General features: G+C 58.3%; 17 protein-coding genes, 1 tRNA gene and 2 pseudogenes. 13 read left to right on the plus strand and 7 right to left on the minus strand.

Translation table 11 applies throughout. The features are described 5' to 3' along the window. The first annotated feature begins 1 nt into the window (after window position 1). Window positions 2-781, plus strand: coding sequence for a divergent polysaccharide deacetylase family protein (locus BLL42_RS12470; protein ID WP_071552370.1), 780 nt, complete (start codon window positions 2-4; stop codon window positions 779-781). Between the two features lie 96 nt (window positions 782-877). Here the strand turns inward: BLL42_RS12470 and BLL42_RS12475 are convergent, their stop codons facing one another. From BLL42_RS12475 to BLL42_RS12505, 7 genes are all read right to left on the minus strand, one after another. Next, window positions 878-1,633 (minus strand): substrate-binding periplasmic protein, encoded by a 756-nt coding sequence (locus tag BLL42_RS12475; protein ID WP_071552371.1) that lies wholly within the window; start codon window positions 1,631-1,633, stop codon window positions 878-880. Window positions 1,634-1,698: 65 nt separating this feature from the next. Further along, window positions 1,699-2,469: an imidazole glycerol phosphate synthase subunit HisF gene (gene hisF, locus BLL42_RS12480; RefSeq protein WP_054595158.1), complete on the minus strand. Its 771-nt coding sequence runs from the start codon at window positions 2,467-2,469 to the stop codon at window positions 1,699-1,701. Between the two features lie 9 nt (window positions 2,470-2,478). Further along, window positions 2,479-3,216 carry a 1-(5-phosphoribosyl)-5-[(5-phosphoribosylamino)methylideneamino]imidazole-4-carboxamide isomerase gene (gene hisA, locus BLL42_RS12485; RefSeq protein ID WP_054595157.1) on the minus strand — a complete coding sequence of 246 codons (738 nt, stop codon included), beginning with the start codon at window positions 3,214-3,216 and terminating at the stop codon, window positions 2,479-2,481. A 42-nt stretch (window positions 3,217-3,258) separates the two neighbouring features. Then, window positions 3,259-3,516, minus strand: coding sequence for a DUF2164 domain-containing protein (locus BLL42_RS12490; RefSeq protein WP_071552372.1), 258 nt, complete (start codon window positions 3,514-3,516; stop codon window positions 3,259-3,261). Continuing rightward, complete coding sequence (gene hisH, locus BLL42_RS12495) at window positions 3,516-4,154, minus strand: imidazole glycerol phosphate synthase subunit HisH (RefSeq protein WP_071552373.1); 639 nt, start codon at window positions 4,152-4,154, stop codon at window positions 3,516-3,518. The genes BLL42_RS12490 and hisH overlap by 1 nt, the downstream gene beginning before the upstream one ends. Next, a complete protein-coding gene (gene hisB, locus BLL42_RS12500; protein WP_071552374.1) occupies window positions 4,154-4,747 on the minus strand; it encodes an imidazoleglycerol-phosphate dehydratase HisB in 594 nt (197 codons plus the stop codon). Before hisB ends, hisH begins: the two co-directional genes overlap by 1 nt. Before the next feature lie 226 nt (window positions 4,748-4,973). Beyond that, a complete protein-coding gene (locus BLL42_RS12505; protein WP_071552375.1) occupies window positions 4,974-6,635 on the minus strand; it encodes an OFA family MFS transporter in 1,662 nt (553 codons plus the stop codon). Window positions 6,636-6,909: 274 nt separating this feature from the next. On the opposite strand from BLL42_RS12505, the gene BLL42_RS12510 reads away from it, so the two are divergent. The 12 genes and pseudogenes from BLL42_RS12510 to BLL42_RS12570 all read left to right on the plus strand — a co-directional run bounded on the left by BLL42_RS12510 (window position 6,910) and on the right by BLL42_RS12570 (window position 16,862). Next, entirely contained in the window at window positions 6,910-7,308 is a 399-nt protein-coding gene (locus BLL42_RS12510) for an acetyl-CoA sensor PanZ family protein (protein WP_071552376.1), read from the plus strand. Between the two features lie 82 nt (window positions 7,309-7,390). Continuing rightward, complete coding sequence (locus tag BLL42_RS12515; RefSeq protein ID WP_071552377.1) at window positions 7,391-9,622, plus strand: AsmA family protein; 2,232 nt, start codon at window positions 7,391-7,393, stop codon at window positions 9,620-9,622. Next, window positions 9,619-10,686 carry an A/G-specific adenine glycosylase gene (gene mutY / locus BLL42_RS12520; RefSeq protein WP_071552378.1) on the plus strand — a complete coding sequence of 356 codons (1,068 nt, stop codon included), beginning with the start codon at window positions 9,619-9,621 and terminating at the stop codon, window positions 10,684-10,686. Before BLL42_RS12515 ends, mutY begins: the two co-directional genes overlap by 4 nt. Then, window positions 10,683-10,955: an oxidative damage protection protein gene (locus BLL42_RS12525; protein WP_054595151.1), complete on the plus strand. Its 273-nt coding sequence runs from the start codon at window positions 10,683-10,685 to the stop codon at window positions 10,953-10,955. The genes mutY and BLL42_RS12525 overlap by 4 nt, the downstream gene beginning before the upstream one ends. Before the next feature lie 103 nt (window positions 10,956-11,058). Continuing rightward, window positions 11,059-11,134: transfer RNA gene (locus BLL42_RS12530), tRNA-Phe, on the plus strand. A 196-nt stretch (window positions 11,135-11,330) separates the two neighbouring features. Next, a pseudogene (locus BLL42_RS12535) lies at window positions 11,331-11,639 on the plus strand (Arm DNA-binding domain-containing protein); the annotation flags it as partial. A gap of 37 nt (window positions 11,640-11,676) precedes the next feature. Then, on the plus strand, window positions 11,677-12,234 hold the full coding sequence (locus BLL42_RS12540) for a tail assembly protein (protein ID WP_236721982.1): 558 nt from the start codon (window positions 11,677-11,679) through the stop codon (window positions 12,232-12,234). A gap of 40 nt (window positions 12,235-12,274) precedes the next feature. Next, complete coding sequence (locus BLL42_RS12545; protein WP_071552380.1) at window positions 12,275-12,628, plus strand: hypothetical protein; 354 nt, start codon at window positions 12,275-12,277, stop codon at window positions 12,626-12,628. Between the two features lie 316 nt (window positions 12,629-12,944). Next, window positions 12,945-13,544 (plus strand): hypothetical protein, encoded by a 600-nt coding sequence (locus BLL42_RS12550; protein WP_071552381.1) that lies wholly within the window; start codon window positions 12,945-12,947, stop codon window positions 13,542-13,544. A gap of 76 nt (window positions 13,545-13,620) precedes the next feature. Further along, window positions 13,621-14,747: pseudogene (locus BLL42_RS12560) on the plus strand (IS3 family transposase); the annotation flags it as partial. Between the two features lie 86 nt (window positions 14,748-14,833). Further along, window positions 14,834-15,349 carry a hypothetical protein gene (locus tag BLL42_RS12565; RefSeq protein ID WP_236721983.1) on the plus strand — a complete coding sequence of 172 codons (516 nt, stop codon included), beginning with the start codon at window positions 14,834-14,836 and terminating at the stop codon, window positions 15,347-15,349. Window positions 15,350-15,779: 430 nt separating this feature from the next. Next, the gene (locus BLL42_RS12570; protein ID WP_071552382.1) at window positions 15,780-16,862 is read left to right on the plus strand and encodes a hypothetical protein; all 1,083 of its coding nucleotides are present in this window, start codon (window positions 15,780-15,782) and stop codon (window positions 16,860-16,862) included. Window positions 16,863-16,907 lie beyond the last annotated feature (45 nt).

The following is a 16,907-nucleotide window of genomic DNA, read 5'->3' on the forward strand; positions in this document are numbered from 1 at the left end:
GATGCGTTTGCGGTTCATCCTCAGTCTGCTGTGCTGTCTGGCGGGCGCTGCTCACGCGGCGCCTGCCGAGACGGTGGCGCCACACAAGGCTTACCTGAGCCTGATCATCGATGACCTCGGGCAAAACCTGCCACGCGACCGCCGCGTGCTGGCGCTGCCCGGGCCGGTGACCACGGCAATCATGCCCGACACGCCCCACGCTGCCGAATTTGCCCGCGAAGCCCATCGCGCCGGCAAGATCGTCATGCTGCACATGCCCATGGACCCGGCCACCGGCCCGTTCGCCTGGCATCCCGAACTTCCCATCGAAGAACTGCAAAAGCGTCTTGATGCCGCCTTCAAGGCCGTGCCCTATACCAGTGGCATCAACAACCACATGGGCAGCCGCATGACCGCCCAGCAATCGGCCATGGCCTGGCTGATGGCCGAGCTGCAACGTCGGCACAAGTTCTTTATCGACAGCCGTACCAGCGCTCAGACAGTCGCCGCCGCCGAAGCACAGAAGATTGGTCTGGCCAGCGTCTCGCGGGATGTGTTTCTCGATGATGAGCGCACCGAGGCCGCGATCTTTACTCAGCTACAGACCGCCATTAGCCTGGCCCACAAGCAAGGCTCGGCGGTGATGATCGGCCACCCTTATCCACAAACCCTGGCGGTGCTGGAGCGCGAACTGCCCAAGCTCAAGGCCCAGGGCATCGACTGGATCGATATCAAGTTGATGATCAGCGTGCGCAGCAACAAGGCGATGGTTGGGCACGGAAAAGATGGGGTTTATCGCTGAAAAGATCGCAGCCTTCGGCAGCTCCAGTGTGTATGACATCCCAATGTAGGAGCTGCCGCAGGTTCGGGCCGCGTTCGGACGATCTTTTAATGAACGCTAGAGATACCGCGCCATGATGTCGTCCACGACGCCTTCCTTGCGCAGCTGATCCAGCGCGGCTTGAAGCCTGGCGACAATTTCGTCCGACACGTCTTTGTTCAGCGCCAGGTACAACTGAGCACTGTTGAATCGCAATACGGTCTTGAGCCCGGTCACGCCGTCCTGACGGGCCAGGTAACGGCCCGCAGGGTCGCCAGTGGCCCAGAGGTCAATCTGACCGTTGACCAGTTTCTTCGCATTGTCCTGATCGCGCAGCACCACGATCGGTTTCAACCCTTGCTTGGTCAGCGTCTCGGCTATCGCATCACCCTTGTAGGCTCCGATCTTGTACTTGCCCGCCTGCGCCAGTGACTCGAGGGTGATCTTGCTGTCAGCCTTGGCGAGCATGATCCAGTCGTCCGGACCAATCGGGCCGACCCATTTGAAGAGCTTTTCGCGGTCCGGCAGTCTCGCCATGACGAACACGCCATACCCGGGCTTCTCCAGGGCGAGTTTGTAGATTCGCTCCCAGGGGAAACGCAGCGTCAGGCTGTAAGTGATTTCGGCGCGCTTGAGCATCTCGCGGACGATGTCCACGGCGATGCCGTCGATGTTGTCTTCCTGAGCGAAGTTCTTGCCGTTCTTCGCCATGTTGTACGGCGGGAAGTTTTCCGTCAGCAGTATCAGATCGGGGTCGGTTTTTTCTGCAGAACGCGCAGCGCCGGCCAGTAACATCGAGGCGCTGGCGAGAACGAGAAGAAGACGTTTGAGCATGACGGTAACCGGAATCCATGGCGTGCCCAAGCTTGCCCTGAGCCCGCCACGCTGTCCACTGGCCTTTATCGGACGCAGATACCGCGTTGCGCCATGTAAGCCTTGGCTTCCGGTACGGTGTATTCGCCGAAGTGGAAAATACTCGCCGCCAGCACCGCACTGGCGTGGCCTTCGAGGATGCCGTCAGCCAGATGCTGCAAATTGCCGACGCCGCCAGAGGCAATCACCGGAATCCCCAGTGCATCGCTGATGGCGCGGGTGACACCCAGGTCGAAGCCGTTTTTCATGCCGTCCTGGTCCATGCTGGTCAGCAGGATTTCGCCGGCACCCAGACCTTCCATCTTCTTCGCCCATTCCACCGCATCCAGCCCGGTAGGTTTGCGACCGCCGTGGGTGAAGATCTCCCAACGCGGGGTTTCGCCCGGCAGTGAAACCTTCTTGGCGTCGATAGCAACGACGATGCATTGCGAGCCGAAATGCTGCGCCGCTTCGCCGACGAACTCCGGGTTGAACACCGCAGCGGTGTTGATCGAGACCTTGTCCGCGCCGGCATTGAGCAGGTTGCGGATGTCTTGCACGGTGCGCACGCCGCCGCCGACGGTCAGCGGGATGAACACCTGACTGGCCATGCGCTCGACGGTGTGCAGCGTGGTATCGCGGCCATCGACGCTGGCGGTGATGTCGAGAAAGGTAATCTCGTCGGCACCCTGCTCGTCGTAGCGACGGGCGATTTCCACCGGGTCGCCGGCGTCACGGATGTTCTCGAACTTCACACCTTTGACGACCCGGCCGTTATCCACGTCCAGGCAAGGAATGATGCGTTTGGCCAGCGCCATGGTGAGTCCTCAGCCTTTGTACGAATCGCAGAAAGCTTGCGCTTCAGCGACGTCGAGGGTGCCTTCGTAAATCGCCCGGCCGGTGATGGCGCCGATGATGCCTGGCGCCTTGGCGTCGAGCAGCGACTTGATGTCACCCAGGTTGTGAATACCGCCGGAGGCGATCACCGGAATCCGCGTGGCGGCCGCCAGTGCTGCGGTGTACGACACGTTGCAGCCCTGCATCATGCCGTCTTTGGCGATGTCGGTATAAACGATGGCCGACACGCCGTCGGCTTCAAACTGCTTCGCCAGGTCGATGACCTGCACAGTGCTGATTTCAGCCCAGCCGTCGGTGGCCACGAAGCCGTCTTTGGCGTCCAGGCCAACGATCACCTTGCCCGGGAAGGCGCGGCAAGCCTCGGCAACGAACGCCGGATCTTTCACGGCTTTGGTGCCAATGATCACGTAGCTCACGCCCGCCTTCACGTAGTGTTCAATGGTTTCCAGCGAGCGAATGCCGCCACCGATCTGGATCGGCAGGTTCGGGTAGCGCTTGGCGATCGCGGTGACCACTTCGCCATTAACTGGCTGGCCTTCGAAGGCGCCGTTCAGGTCGACCAGATGCAGACGACGGCAACCGCCCTCCACCCACTTGGCAGCCATGCTCACCGGGTCATCGGAGAACACTGTGGAATCTTCCATGCGGCCCTGGCGCAGACGTACACAGGCACCGTCTTTGAGATCGATAGCGGGAATAATCAGCATCTGGCAAACCTTTAAATTCGATTTTTCAGCGTTGCTCGGAAATCAGTTTTTCTCGAGCGCCCACAGGTCGCTTTCGATGCTTTCGAACCTCTCTTTGAGGTGCGTCTGCACATCGAAAATCGCCCTGTTGTAATAGTGCGGAGCAATTTCGCGGGTAAACAGCTCAAGAATTTCAGCCGCCTCGAACGAGCCCAGGTCGAGCTCGAAGCGGTCTTCCATGAAACGCTTGATCTTGCTGTTGGCCTCGTTCTCTTGCTCGGGTGTGAGCGTGAGAATCGGCGGCTTCTTCTTGACTGCCATTACCAGCGACCGTCCCACGCTGCGAAGTTCTGCAGCAATTGCAGGCCATGGGTATGGCTCTTCTCCGGGTGGAACTGCACGGCAAAACGCGAGCCTTCGGCCAGCGCTGCGGCGAAATCGACACCGTAGTGACCACTGCCCACCACCTGCCGCGGGTTACCGGCAGCGATGTAGTAGCTGTGCACGAAGTAGAAACGCGCCAAGTCCGGAATGTTGTGCCACAGCGGATGACTCACCGTCTGCTTCACTTCGTTCCAGCCCATGTGCGGGACTTTCAGGTGTTCGCCCTCTTCGTGCAGACCTTTGCCGAAGAACTTCACCTGGCCTGGAAACAGGCCGATGCAGTCGACACCGTCGTTTTCCTCACTGCGCTCGAGCAAGGCTTGCATGCCCACGCAGATGGCGAGGAACGGACGGTCCTGGCTGACTTCACGCACCAGCGAGTCGAAGCCCAGGCGACGGATCTCCGCCATGCAATCGCGAATCGCGCCCACACCGGGGAAAACCACCCGATCGGCTTCGCGAATCACGTTGGCATCGCTGGTGATCAGCACCTTGCCGGCACCGACGTGCTCGAGGGCCTTGGCCACCGAGTGCAGGTTGCCCATGCCGTAATCGATAACCGCGACCGTCTGCATTACAGAACGCCCTTGGTCGACGGCATTTGCCCGGCCATGCGCTCATCCAGCTCGACGGCCATGCGCAGTGCGCGACCGAAGGCCTTGAACACGGTTTCGATCTGGTGGTGGGTGTTGTGCCCACGCAGATTGTCGATGTGCAAGCTGACGTTGGCGTGATTGACGAAGCCCTGGAAAAATTCCTGGAACAGGTCGACATCGAAGCCGCCGACAGTGGCGCGGGTGTAGGGAACGTGCATCTGCAGGCCTGGGCGGCCGGAGAAGTCGATCACCACGCGCGACAATGCTTCATCGAGCGGCACATAGGCGTGGCCGTAGCGACGGATACCTTTCTTGTCGCCGATCGCTTTGGTGAAGGCCTGACCCAGCGTGATACCGACGTCTTCCACCGTGTGGTGGTCGTCGATATGCAGGTCACCCTTGCACTCGATATCCAGGTCGATCAGCCCGTGACGGGCGATCTGGTCCAGCATGTGCTCAAGGAAGGGAACACCGATATCAAATCGGGCCTTTCCGGTGCCATCCAGGTTGATCGAGGCTTTGATCTGGGTTTCCAGAGTGTCGCGCTCGACGGACGCCTTACGTTCGGCCATCACCAGCTCCGCAAAATCATTGGGCGAAAAAGGCAGCCATTATAGGGGCGCGGACGCCAAACAGAAACACGCGAGGTGATATCCCTGACGGGCTGAACCTAACGCCGCCGGGGTATACATGTCCGTACAAGCAAAAGATCGTCCGAACGCGGCCCGAGCCTTCGGACGATCTTTTCGGGCATAAACCCATACGCCTGACACAACACATGTCAGGCGCAGGTTTTTCTTAATGGAACAACACCGCCGTTTTCTGCAACGTCACCCAAACGCCCCACGCCAACGGAATACCCACCACCAGCCATGCGGCAACGGCCAACGGCACGCTACCCGAGGAGGCTTTCCACTCTAGCGCGGTCGTGCTGTTCGCACCTTTGTCGTGACCCAGCGCCTGTTCGGCGGCCAGCTCGGCATCGGTCATGAAGTACTTGTCCGCCACCGGGCGCACCAGCAGGTTGCAGAGGAAACCCAGCACCAGCAGGCCGGCGAGGATGTACAGGGTGATGTCATACGCAGCAGCGCGCTCAACGCCGATGCTCAACTGATACTCACGCAAGTAGTTGACCAACACCGGACCGAGCACGCCAGCAGCGGCCCATGCGGTCAGCAGACGACCGTGGATCGCACCGACCATCTGCGTGCCGAACAGGTCCGCCAGGTACGCCGGAACCGTTGCAAAACCACCGCCGTACATCGACAGGATGATGCAGAAGGCCGCCACGAACAGCGCGATGTTGCCCAGATGACCAAGGTTCGGGATCAACGCGTACAGGGCAAAACCCAAGGCGAAGAACACGAAGTAGGTGTTTTTGCGGCCCAGGTAGTCGGAGAACGACGCCCAGAAGAACCGGCCACCAATGTTGAACAAGCTCAGCAAACCGGTGAAACCCGCCGCGATTGCCGCGATCGACGCCAATTGCGAAGCGTCCAGCTGACCGAAGGTCAGGTCGTTGCCGAGCAATTTACCGGCGAACACTTCCTGCAACAGCGGCGACGCCATGCCGAGGATGCCGATACCTGCCGACACGTTCAGGCACAGCACCAGCCACACTAGACGAAACTGCGGGGTTTTCCACACGACGTTAACGTGCACGTGACGGTGAGTGATCATCGCGCTCGCGGCTTTTTTCGCCGGCGCGGTCCAGCCTTCAGGTTTCCAGCCGGTCGGCGGAACGCGGTACGACAGCGCACCACCGATCATGAACACGAAGTAGATCGCCGCCATCACCAGGAAACTCTGCCACACGCCCACGCCGGCCGGCGAAGCGAAATGGCCCATCAGCGCAGCCGCCAGCGGAGCACCGACCATCGCGCCACCACCGAAGCCCATGATCGCCATACCGGTCGCCATGCCGCGTTTGTCCGGGAACCACTTGATCAAGGTTGACACCGGCGAGATGTAACCCAGCCCCAAGCCAATACCCCCGATGACGCCGGAGCCGATCCACATCAGCCAGATCTGGTGGGTATAAATCCCCAAGGCGGAAATCAGCAGACCGCCGCACCAGCACAGCGCCGAGACGACACCGGCCTTGCGTGGCCCGGCATGTTCCAGCCAGCCGCCCCAGATTGCTGCCGAGCAGCCGAGGAAGATGAAGAACAAGGTGTAGATCCAGCCAAGCATCGAGATCGGCCAGTCACACTGGGACGAAAAGATCTGTGCGATGAAGCTCATGTCTGGCGCGCAGGCCACCGGCGCGGTCACGCCCAGGGCTTTGGACAGCGGCAGCCAGAATACCGAAAAACCGTAGGCCATGCCGATGCACAGGTGGATGGCCAGTGCGGCCGGTGGAACCAGCCAGCGGTTGAAACCGGGCTTGGCGATGATCCGCTCCTTGGACAGGAACGCTGACTGGGCGGGAATAATGCCCGCCTCGGTACTCGTGCTCATTTGTGTTTCCCCCAATTATTAGTATGGTTCGCCAGGCACTCTTCACCCACGGCCTTGTTGCACGCAGGCATGACCGTTTTATTGAGTAGAGCTCCGTTCGGGCGCGACAACAGGTCGCAGAAGGACCGACGAACGGGCGAAGATTACCATTTGCCCACGACAGAAAAACCAAACTGATATCACCTTTTATGTGACATCAGCTCCGATCACGCACCAAAGAACCGTTTCACCCGTTGACGGGAAATGCCCGAATACCCCTTTCACAGGAAACCTTATGCCCATCGTCGTCGAATCGCTGAACGAACCCAGCTATCAGGATCAGCAGGATCTGCAGAAGATCTTCCACGACGCCCCGCGCTGGCTGATTGCTCCGTTCAACGATGAACTGCAACTGATTGAAACCAGCCTGCGCGACGGCTCGCTGATCGCCGGTCGTTTCAATGACCGACTGCTCGGCGCGGCGCGCCTGCATCGAAAACAGGACATCTGGCAGCTGTCGCAATTGTGCGTGCGAAAAATCACCCGCCGCCGTGGCGTGGCTGAACGCCTGATCAGCGAAGCGCAAAAAATGGCCGCGCTTGCGGGGGCAACATTGCACTTGCTGGCCCCCGCCGGGCACCTCGAAGCCCAGGCACTCGCTGCCAAGCTCAAACTGCCGCTGGAGCTGCTCTAGGCGATCACTGACCAGTCGTCGGTTTCGGGGCGCTATACTCCCTGGCTAAATTTCGACATTGACTCACTACAAGGACTCGCCCATGAAAGCGTTCGGCAAAATCCTGGGTCTGGTACTTCTCGGGTTGTTGCTGATCATTGTGGCGCTGGGCTTTGCCCTGACCCACTTCTTCGATCCCAATGACTACAAAGACGAGATTCGCCAGATTGCCCGCGACAAGGCCCACATCGAGCTGACGCTCAATGGCGATATCGGCTGGAGCCTGTTCCCCTGGCTTGGCCTTGAGCTGCACGAAGCCGGTATCGCGACCCTGGCCAATCCGACCCAGCCGTTTGCCGACCTGCAAATGCTTGGCCTGTCCGTGCGGGTGCTACCGTTGCTGCGCCGTGAAGTGCAGATGAGCGATGTCCGCGTCGAAGGCCTGAATCTGCGCCTCAATCGTAACAAGAATGGCCACGGTAACTGGGAAGACATCGGCAAGGTCCCGCCTGCCGCCGCCAAGGCTGATGCGCCGGCTACCGGCAGCATCAGCGAACCGGCCGCCGAAATACCCGCCACCCCGGAAAAACCGACCCAACCGATTCGTCTCGACATCGACAGCCTGACCGTGAACAACGCTCGGGTTGAATACAACGATGAGCGAACCGGCAAGCAGTTCAGCGCCGAAAGCATCCAGCTGAGCACCGGCCCGGTGCACGACGCGACCAACATTCAGGTCAAGCTGACTGCATTCCTCGCCAGCAACCAGCCGGACGTGCGGGTGCGCACCGAACTCAACGGCGAGTTGCGTTTCGAACGCGCCCTCCAGCGCTACCAGTTCGAAGACATGAAACTCGCAGGCGAAATCTCCGGCGAACCGCTGCAAGGCAAGATCGTGACCTTTGCCGCTCAAGGCCAATTGTTACTGGATAAAGCGGCGAACGTCGCCGAATGGACCGGCATCAAAATCTCTGCCAACCAGCTGCGCGCGCTCGGTGAACTGAAAGTCAACGACCTGGACAAAACCCCGCAAATCAGCGGTGGCGTGTCGATTGCCCAATTCGACTTGGCAAAGTTTGTCGACAGCATCGGTCAGACACTCCCGACCATGGCCGAGGGCAGCCTGAGCAAAGTCGAACTGGTCAGCCGTCTGACAGGCACTCCGACCAGCGTAGCGCTGGACGATATCAACCTGAAAGTCGACGACAGCAGTTTCAGCGGGCGTATCGCCATCGAAGATTTCGCCAAGCAATCGTTGCGCGTGCAGCTCAAGGGCGACACCTTCGACGCTGATCGCTACCTGCCACCAACCTCCGCCGAAGCCAACAGCGCCGCGGTGGCCCGCCAGTCGGAAGTCAAAAGCACCGAGGCCGACGCGCTGGCCGGCGTCGGCAGCACGCCGTTGCCGAACGCCCCCACCAAAGGCGCCTGGAGCAGCGACAAACTGATTCCGGCGGAGCGCCTGAGCAAGCTTGATCTGGACGCCGACCTGACCTTCGGCCAACTCACCCTCGACAAACTGCCGATCCAGAACGCCGCGCTGAAAGCCACCGGCCAAGGTGGCCTGCTGACCCTGGAAAACCTGCGTGGTGAGCTCTACAACGGCAACTTCGACGCCAAGGGCACGCTGGATGTACGTCAACCCGTGCCGGTGCTGAGCCTGCAAACGCAGATCAGTCGGGTTCCGGTGGAAAACATCCTCGAAAGCCAAGGGAAAAAACCGCCAGTCAAAGGTCTGGTCACGCTCAACAGCACCCTGACCGCCAGCGGCAACAGCCAGAAAGCGCTGATCGACAGCCTCAACGGCACGGCCAGTTTCGTGCTCAATAACGGCGTGCTGCTCAACGCCAACCTTGAGCAACAGCTGTGCAAAGGCATCGCCACGCTGAACCACAAAACCCTCAGCGGCGAACCGCGTGGCAAGGACACACCCTTTCAGGAACTCAAGGGCAACCTGACGTTGCGCAATGGCGTGGCCAGCAATCCGGACCTGAAAGTGCGCATCCCGGGCATGACCGTCACCGGTAACGGCGACGTCGACCTGCGCGTACTGGGTATGGACTACCGCGTCGGCATCATCGTCGAAGGTGACAAGAGCGACATGCCGGATCCGGCCTGCCAGGTCAACGAGCGCTTTGCCAATATCGAGTGGCCATTGCGCTGCCGTGGGCCTCTGGAACTCGGTGCCAAGGCCTGCCGCCTGGACAGTGAGCGTCTCGGTCAGGTGGCGAGCAAGCTGGCGGGTGACAAGCTCGGCGAAAAAATCGATGAGAAACTCGGCGACAAAGTCAGTCCAGAACTGAAAAACGCCCTCAAGGGGCTGTTCAAGCGATGAAAGCCGAGCAGTTCTCAACCGCGGTGCTGGACTGGTACGACGTCCATGGCCGCCACGACTTGCCCTGGCAACAGGGCATCACCCCGTATCGGGTGTGGGTCTCGGAAATCATGTTGCAGCAGACCCAGGTCAGCACCGTGCTGAACTACTTCGACCGGTTCATGGCGTCATTGCCAACGGTCGAGGCCCTGGCCGCCGCGCCGGAAGACGAAGTGCTGCACCTGTGGACCGGCCTGGGTTACTACACCCGCGCCCGCAACCTGCAAAAGACCGCGAAGATCGTCGTTGCCGAGTACGGCGGCGAGTTTCCCCGGGATGTGGAAAAACTCACTGACTTGCCGGGCATCGGCCTGTCCACCGCGGGCGCCATCGCTAGCCTGAGCATGGGCCTGCGCGCGCCGATCCTCGACGGCAACGTCAAGCGGGTACTGGCGCGCTTTACCGCGCAAGAGGGCTACCCCGGCGAGCCGAAGGTTGCCAAACAGCTGTGGGCCACCGCCGAACGCTTTACACCCCACGACCGCGTCAATGCCTACACCCAAGCGATGATGGACATGGGTGCCACGCTCTGCACCCGCAGCAAGCCGAGCTGCCTGCTGTGCCCACTGGAAAAGGGCTGCGAAGCGCACATGCTCGGTCTTGAGACCCGCTACCCGATCCCCAAACCGCGTAAAACCGTGCCACAGAAGCGCACGCTAATGCCGATGCTCGCCAACCGCGACGGTGCCATTTTGCTTTACCGTCGGCCTTCCACGGGCTTGTGGGGCGGTTTGTGGAGCCTGCCGGAACTCGACGACCTCGGCGATCTGGAACATCTGGCACTGCAACACTCGCTGGAACTGGGCAAGCACGTTGAGCTGCCAAGCCTGGTACACACCTTCAGTCATTTCCAACTGGCTATCGAACCCTGGCTGGTCCAGGTCCAGGAGGCTGGCCATCACGTGGCCGAGGCCGACTGGCTCTGGTATAACCTCGCCACCCCGCCGCGCCTGGGCCTTGCCGCCCCGGTGAAAAAACTGCTGAAGCGCGCGGCCGATGTATTGAACGCAGGAGAGTCGTCATGACCCGCACCATCATGTGCCGCAAGTACAAAGAAGAATTGCCAGGCCTGGAGCGCGCCCCATTCCCGGGTGCCAAAGGTCAGGACATTTTTGACCACGTCTCGGCCAAGGCCTGGGCCGACTGGCAAAAACACCAGACCCTGTTGATCAACGAAAAACGCCTGAACATGATGAACGCCGAAGACCGAAAATACCTTCAGGGCGAGATGGACAAGTACTTCTCCGGCGAGGAATACGCCAAGGCCGAAGGCTACGTTCCACCAGCCGAGTAATCCCGTAAAAACGGGGGTTGGATCGTAAGCGACGGTAATAATTAAATATTTTTTGAAAACTTGCTTGACGACCCCCTGAAAAACCAGTTTAATGCGCCCCGTTGCCCAGATAGCTCAGTCGGTAGAGCAGGGGATTGAAAATCCCCGTGTCGGCGGTTCGATTCCGTCTCTGGGCACCACCTTTCGTTTTCAGGTGATGCCAAGCACACCTGAAAGCACACAAGAAGCCCGCCTAGTGCGGGCTTTTTGCTTTCTACGGTTCCCAACCGTTCCCTTGTAAGCCCAAACATATGTGAGTAGATCCAGTTCGGTCTAGAAATCTACTCACACCACTGCGGCAAAACGCCCGGCTGGTGCGGCCTGCAAGGAGGCAGCGTGCCACTCTCAGATACCACCATTCGTACCGCCAAGCCAAAGGACAAGCTTTACCGGCTCTTATGCCTTGAAGTAACCCCGACCGGCTCCAAGCTATGGCGCTATCGATACCGCTTCAACGGCAGCGCAAAGATGCTGGCGATTGGCGCATACCCAACCATCACGCTGCTAAAAGCCCGCCAGCTTCGCGACGGGGCGCGCCAGCTGCTGATTGAGGGCACCGACCCCGCTGAGCAAAAGAAAGCAGCCAAACAAGCACAGAAAGTCGAGGGACTGACTTTCGAGACGCTGGCACGGGAGTGGTTCGCTTAACCCACCGATCAGAACCGTAAAGCTCTATGGTCAGTTGCGTCAATTCGGAAAGTTTTACCCGCTCGCCGTGCGCACACCTGCCGAGGCAATCAAAGCGCTGTGTGTGCAGATCCCGGGCTTCGAGCGATTCCTATCGAACGCCAAATCCAGAGGACTAGTGTTCGCTGTTTTTCTTGGGAAGAAGAATATCAGCGAGGCCGAGCTCGGCTATCAAGGTGATGGCGACATCATCATTGCGCCCGTGATCGAGGGCAGTAAGCGCGCCGGCATGATGCAGACAATCATTGGCGTCGCACTGATAATTGTTGCCACCATTGCCACCGGAGGCGTCGGCGGGTTCGCAGCTGGCGGCGTATGGGGTGCCGTAGGGGCGGCAGGGGCATCGATGGCCATTGGTGGTGTGATTCAGATGTTAAGCCCAGTCGCTAAAGGCCTGCGGACCAGCGCAGCCCCCGAGAACACCCCCGGCTACGCCTTCGGCAGCGCGAAAAACACAACCGCCTCCGGCAACCCGGTTCCGCTCTGCATCGGCAAGCGTCGGGTAGGTGGCGCGATCATCAGTGCCGCGATATACGCCGAAGATCAGATATAAGCCATCTGGTGATACATTCGCCCATTTCCAGGAGAAGAAGATGCAAAGGATTATCGCAGTCGGCGCGATCGTGTTGGCACTGGGCGGATGTACCACCTCACCACAGGAGATGAGGGCAGAAGGGCCACTGAAGTCCTTCACCACCCATAAACCAGAGCAGCAGGTGGCAGAGTGCATCCTGTACGCCTGGCAAAATGAATCATTGGCGGGGGCTCACTACAACGTGAGTCTTCAGCCAAGGCCGAGCGGCGGCAAGTCGGTGGTAAGCGCGAACAACAGAGAAATGGCGGACGTAATCGGCAGCAAGGAGTCAACAAAGGTCCAGTTCTTTTCCAGCAGCAGCATGAGCTGGATTTCAGACCGCCGCGTGGCGAGTCTCAAAACCTGCTTGTAGCTGGTAAAGGCACACTCCAAGAGAGACCATTTGATCTCACTGGGACCATATGGTCTGTATCGCGCCACAAGCATTTTCAGCCTGCGTGGTAACCACTCTGGTAACCACCAAAAGTAACCACTCCACCTGGTTACTATCCATCTACGATATCTCCGTTACGGCGCCGCCTGACACCCCCAACCTTGACAATTGTTAACAGGTTGAGTGATGGCATTTTGACCTAGCAAACCTGACGCGGTTAAATCCCCGCGAGGCAAGGCAGTCTCGTAGATAACCGACTGTCATTTCTATTCGATTGCCCCGTTATGGAGATCCTATGCGCCCCTATCGCCTGATCTACGTTCTACTTGGCTGGATGCTCGCCGGCTGCAGCATTCCTTATCAAACCCCCGAAGCCCTTAGACAGATCGAGCACGACCTGACGATTCCCCAGGGTTCGGTACAGGCCCTGAGCCAGACCAACTGGTGCTACCTGCCCTATGGTTCGGACCATGGTGGCGACGGCCAGTGCAGAGCTATACAAGGCTTGGGAATCCTCGTCGGCGACGGCTTGATACTGAGCACCTACTCAGGCGGCAGCTATCAGCGCTTCATCACCCTACGCACCAGCGATGTACTCTGCATCAAAACCTTCCGTGGTCGCGAAGCCGCCGAGAGCTTCTTTGCCTTCACTCGGGCCGGTGCCGCACAGATCATCCCGCTGACAGCTAATGGGCGCCTCAACACCCCAGTAAAAATCCAGTTTCTAGATTACTTGATCGGTCAGAACCAGCCGAACGCCATGGGTTCCGATAAGAGCTATGTTCGCGACACCGGCAAAAAGTCCTACTCCGCTAGTATCATACCGGGCACGAAAATACCCTATTTCTCTTCAGTAGCGGTCACGGAGGTCTTTAATCCCTGTCCGGAAAACTAGTTGACCATGCCTTCATTGTTGCTGGGGGTGAGATAACCAAATGGCAGGTGCTAAAGCAGTGTGATCGCGCCGCCCGGCCGAAACAGCCGCGTTGTTGGTGCTGCGAAAAAAGCTCAACGACTACTGGGGGACCGACAACGAGGACAACTGACGTCTTTGCCGGAACGGCAGTTGCTCGTGGCGTGGTTGACCGAAGCCGTCGCAGCAGGAGCCAGGAAAGTCAGGGCTTGCCAGGAGGTCGGTCTGTCGCTCAGAACCTTGCAGCGATGGACTGAAGCAGACGTTATCAAGGCCGATGCCCGAACGACCACCTTACGACCAGCGCCGCGCAATGCGTTGAGCGAGGTCGAGCGGCAAGCGATCGTGGCGCTGTGCAACAGCCCTGCGTATGCCCATCTGCCGCCAAGCCAGATCGTACCGCGCCTGGCCGATCAAGAGCGTTATCTGGCGTCGGAGGCGACGTTTTATCGTGTCTTGCGGGCGGCGGGTCAACAGCAACATCGAGGCCGTAGTCAGCGACCCAGACGGCACGCGGCCCCGACGACGCATGCCGCCAAAGCGCCCAATCAGGTCTGGTCGTGGGACATCACGTATCTGCCGTCGCCGGTACGCGGGAAGTATTACTACCTCTACCTGATCGAAGACATTTACAGCCGCAAAGCCGTGGGCTGGGAGGTCTACGAAGTGGAAAGCGGCGAAAAAGCTGCGGCGTTACTGCAACGCAGCGTGATCGGCGAGCAGTGTTTACACGAGCCGCTGGTGTTGCACTCAGACAACGGGGCGCCGATGAAATCGGTGACGCTGTTGAGCAAGATGTACGATCTGGGCATTACCCCCTCGCGGGGACGACCGCGTGTCAGCAACGATAATCCCTACTCGGAGTCGCTGTTTAGAACGCTGAAATACTGCCCGCAATGGCCGCCGGATGGTTTTGCCAGTCTGGACGCGGCACGCGCTTGGGTGAGGGATTTCATGCGTTGGTATAACCACGAGCACCGGCATAGCCGTATCCGGTTCGTCACGCCGGCTGAGCGGCATCGAGGGCTGGACTATCAAGTGTTGGCCCGGCGACATGAGGTGTACAAACGAGCCCAGGAGAAAACCCCGGAACGCTGGCCAGGTCAGACACGTAACTGGGAGCCGATCGGTACCGTGTTGTTGAACCCGGATCGAGAGCAACAGGTCGAGAAAAGAGCGGCATAGTTAGACGGTTGACGCGACAACTACCTTGAAAAACGCCGGAGTTTGCCGATCCATCACTGGAAGCCTTCGCCTGTTTTGCTCGCTTATTGCGTAAGCGACTCAAAGGTATTGGCGCTGATCAAGTCGACCTTGCCGACCTGACGTTAAGCCATTACAAGATCAACCAAGGCAGCACCCTTGGAGGTCTGACTCCGACAAACGAGATACCACGCCTGTACGGCGTGACTGACAATGGACTTCGAGACGCTCGCGATCGGGAGAAGAAATACCTGTCGGAGTTGATTGAAAAGCTCAACGAAGCATTCGGCAAAAATATTACCGACACCGACAAAGTTGCCTTCGCTGTCCACGTATCGGAAAAGCTGCGAGCCGACAGCGTGGTCATGGACCAAGTGCAAAACAACACTCGCGAACAGGCCATGAAAGCCGACCTGCCAAGAAAGGCGATCCAGGCCATTGCTGGGGCCATGAGCAGCCATACAAACATGGCCACACAACTGCTGAGCGATGAAGCCACTCGAGATGTGTTCATAACCGTGCTTTATGAACTGCTGAGAAAAGATGCTGGTGCAGACTTGATCGAGCAATCCCGTCAGAGTTAACGGTTCAACCTTTGAAACATTTGAAGCCGAGATCGGTCAGCTTTCATGTGCTAACTTCGTTTTGCCCCTCGAACCTTTAGATCATGCTAAAGCGATTGCAGGGATCAGGAGAGTAGCGTCTGGCGGGTAGGACACCCGCAAAAAGACTGGCGACTCATAAAAACCGTCATGGAGGACAACAATTCCAGCGTAGGAAATCCGCTGTTGTTTCAAGCCGCCAAAATAGCGGCGCGAAATACTAAGAGACACTTCAGCTTTCTTGAAATGTCACATGACAGCCCTATGCGCCCAAAACCCTTAAATCTTCCACGAGTTTCTTATGCCAGGATTCCAGTGCGTCCTATTGGTACGCATTGCATCATCACTCATTGATCCAAATAGCTCCCACACATAAAAATCAAGGGGGCAATACACTACAGGGATGTAGCAAGTGACAGACGCCGTTACACAAAGCACCGATTCCCTTTCGTATTTCAAACAACCACAAGAAGTCAGAACCTTCAACTTTGATACACAACAATCAAAGCAGCTTCACACGTTTTCTGACGAGATCGCTATCATTGGAGGCCCCCAGGCAACGGGGGCCAGGACCAAGGCTTCTCTGGCTGCAACCGAGCTGAAGTTCTCACTGTCGAAAGACCAATGCGAACTCTTGAACGCTTATTCCGATGGCCTTATTTCCTTATTGATATTTGAAGGCTTGCAAAAGATCACCGATGCCAGCCCTCCCGATGAGTTACCCGACCTGCCGCTGCTGGAAAACAGATACGACGTCCTCTGCATGGCAGCACGCAATCAAATCCTGTTGAAACTTGTAGACAACCGCGCCTTTGCCTATGACATGGACAATGAAGGCCAGTTGGTTCGGCTCGTCGCCAACTTCAAAGGCGGCGGCTTGAAAAAGATCAATGCCGAACCGGAAATAAAAGAATTAAGCTCCCATTCCGGCCTGGCACTTGGGCCACATACCGAAGCGCCATACTGGTGTGCCATAGATGCAAAAGACGGGCATTCACCGGCCCCCTCATCGCTTATTTTATCGGCGCTTTGGAATCCAGGCCTGGAGCCAACGTCGGTTATTCCATTGCCACCCGTGCTGGAAAAAATTGGCGTCACTAATTGCCTGGCACTGACCACCGGTGGTTTCCAGTTCACCCGAAGTGACTCCTTTGTCAGTGGAAAAGGCGAGGATGGCCGAAATGTTTCAATTCTGGAGTTCAACGATAAAGTCGGGTTCGCCGCCCGCTTTAACTCGTATCGTTTTTCGGCAAATGAAGGTACCTCAAATTTTGTCAAATCGGCATATGCCGCCCTTTGCCAAGGTGTCGCTGAAACCACTCCGTATGAATACACACTGACACAGGAGTCAGCCATCATCATCAACAACGTTCGAGCCCTGCATTGTCGCGACGTTATAAAAGATAATCGACGTGTTCTGGTTCGAATTTTTGGCCTTTCGAAGTTTTCTTCGCCACTCGTTATTTCAGAGGATCCATTACTGCTGCGGGGGTAATTTTCGTTGAACCGTTCTGGACCATGTCCCATGCACATACATAAG

The organism is Pseudomonas frederiksbergensis (assembly GCF_001874645.1).
GTDB lineage: Bacteria > Pseudomonadota > Gammaproteobacteria > Pseudomonadales > Pseudomonadaceae > Aquipseudomonas > Aquipseudomonas frederiksbergensis_B.